The sequence below is a fragment of the Streptomyces lushanensis genome (assembly GCF_001700515.1).
Taxonomy (GTDB): domain Bacteria; phylum Actinomycetota; class Actinomycetes; order Streptomycetales; family Streptomycetaceae; genus Streptomyces; species Streptomyces lushanensis.
Window position 1 is genome coordinate 1 of sequence record NZ_MAUD01000543.1, and the last position, 2,518, is coordinate 2,518.

Genomic DNA, 2,518 nt, shown 5'->3' on the forward strand with positions numbered 1-2,518 from the left:
CGGCGGTCCCGGCGGTCCGGGCCCCCGGACCGCCCGGACCGCCGGGACCGTCCGGACCGCCCGTACGTCCCCTCGTACCGCACGTCCCCCGTACCGAGCGACGGCCGCTGAAAACCGCTCGGTCGCTGTCCGTGTCCGTTGTTAGTCTCCTGGTCCCGTCAAGATCGGCGGGGCCGCACAGGGGAGGGGACACATGGCCATGCGCAGGCGTGGAAGACGTTTCACGACGGGATCACTCGTCGTGGCCGCGGTTCTGGGAGCTCAGGGGACGGCGGTCGCGGCGGTCGCGGTGGAGAATCTGCCGCCGCGACAGCCGGTCCTGGCGGATCTGCTCACCCACTCGAAGCCCTGCGGGGCGGGGGAGACCAGGACGTATGTCCCCGGCGCACCGGTGCTCAGCGCGGTGCTGTACGACCCGGTGGAGGACGACCGGCCCGCTGAGGGCAACCGGGTCAAGGGGGAGTTCGAGGCGTGGTGGCAGGACGCCGACGGCACCGAGCGGCGCCTGACCCATGTGTCGGCGGCGCGGTTCTCGGGAGACACCGTCCCCTGGCAGCTCCCGGCCGACGTCCCGGTGGACACCGTCGTCTCCTGGCGGGTCCGCGCGGACGACGGTACGGCAGTGTCGCCCTGGAGCTCGGACGCCGGGGGAGGGGTCTGCGAGTTCGTGCGCGACGCGGCGAGCCCCCAGAAACCCGTGGTGCGTTCGGCCGAGTACCCGGACGACGACACATGGTCGGACGGCGTCGGCAACTACGGCACCTTCACCGTCGATTCGCCCTCCGACGACGTGGTGGAGTACCGCTACAACTTCACAGGAGGCCCGCTCAGGACCGTGAGGGCGGAGACCATGGGCGGTCCGGCGTCCTTCCGGTTCCTTCCGCCGAGCGAGGGGGTGTACGTGCTGGAGGTCTCCGCGATCGACCGCTCGGGACGCAACGGCCCGCCGGCCACCCATGTGTTCCGGGTGGGCGACGGCCGTGTCCCGGTCGCGCGGTGGCAGCTGGCCGACGCGGTGGGTGCCGGGACGGCGGTGGCCGAGACCGGCCCGGCGGCTTCGGCCGGCGCGGGTGTCGCGTTCGGCGGGGCCGCTCCGGAGGGTACCGCTCTGACCTCCACGGCCCGGCTGGACGGCACGGCCGACGGCTTCCTCACGCCCGGCACATCCGTCGTCGACACCACGAGGACGTTCGCGGTCGGCGGCTGGGTGCGCCCGGAGCGGCTCGACGGGAACATGACGGCCGTCAGCCAGGACGCGGGGGCGGCGCCCGGGTTCACCCTCGGGGTACGGACGGAGGACGGCCCGTCGGAGGACGGCCCGTCGGGTGAGGGGGAGTCCGCCTGGTCGTTCGCGTACGGCGGCGCCCGGGTGTCGGGAGGCACGCCGCAAGCCGGCGAGTGGGCGTACGTCCTCGGTCAGTACGACGCGGAGACGGGCATGACACGGCTGTACGTGAACGGCCAGGAGGTCGGTGAGCCGCGGCGGGCGACCGCCGTGGAGAGCGCGGGACACCTCCAGATCGGCCGGGCACGGGACGAAGCCGGCTACCGGGACCACTGGCGGGGCGAGATCGGTGACCTCCGCGCGTACGACCGGGTCGTGATGACCGAGGAGGTGGCCCAGCTCGCGCACCGTTCGCCGCGGCTGCGGGGCCACTGGTCGCTGGAGAGCGCGCGGGACGGCGCCAGCCCGGAGCTCCACGGCGGCGCGCCGCTGAAGCTGGGCGCGGGAGCGACGATCCACCGGGGCCCCGACGGCTCCTGCCTCCCGGGGATCGACCCGGACTGCCCGGAGGTCGAGTACGCACTCGTCGGTGACGGGCATCTGGTGCTGGACGGTGAGACGGGCTTCGCGGCCACGGACGCTCCGGTGGTCGACACGGACGACAGCTTCACGATCGGTGTCGTCGTCAAGCTGGCGGACAGCGAGCCCGAGCGTCCGATGACCGTGCTGTCCCAGGGCGGGGAGAACGGCGACGCCTTCACGGTGCGCTATGTGCCCTCGACATACACCTGGGAGCTGGTGATGTCCCACGCGGACGAGCAGGGGGCCACGGAAACGGTCGTGAGGCAGCAGTCGGGATGGCCGGACGACACCGTGAGACTGGCCGTCGTCTACGACAACGCGACCGACCGGATCAGCCTCTTCGTGAACGGCTCGGCCGACGCCGACGGGACCGCGGCCTTCCGCCACCCCTGGAAGAGCACCGGCGGCCTCCAGGTGGGGCGGGCCCGCACGGCCGACGGCTGGGGAGAGTATCTGCGCGGTGCCGTGGACGAGGTGCACGCCTTCTCCGGTGTTCTGAGTGGTACGGCCCTCAACCAGCTCGGCTTCGGACTGGAGCCCTGCCCTTGCTGAGGGGCTCGCGCTGAGGGTTCCCCGCTGAGGAGTTCCATCCGAGGCGGACAGGCCGAGGCGGACGGCTGGGGGAGGACCGGGACGGACGGCCGATCACCCGCGTACCGCCGGGGGCGAACGGCCCCCGGCGGGCTCCTCCCGGCCCGCCTCGCAGGGGGC

At 73.2% G+C, this 2,518-nt stretch carries 1 protein-coding gene; it reads left to right on the plus strand.

Annotated elements, in window-relative coordinates; genetic code table 11:
* Positions 1 to 241: 241 nt before the first annotated feature.
* Entirely contained in the window at positions 242 to 2,359 is a 2,118-nt protein-coding gene (locus BFF77_RS31020) for a laminin G domain-containing protein (protein ID WP_342671275.1), read from the plus strand.
* Positions 2,360 to 2,518: the final 159 nt, after the last annotated feature.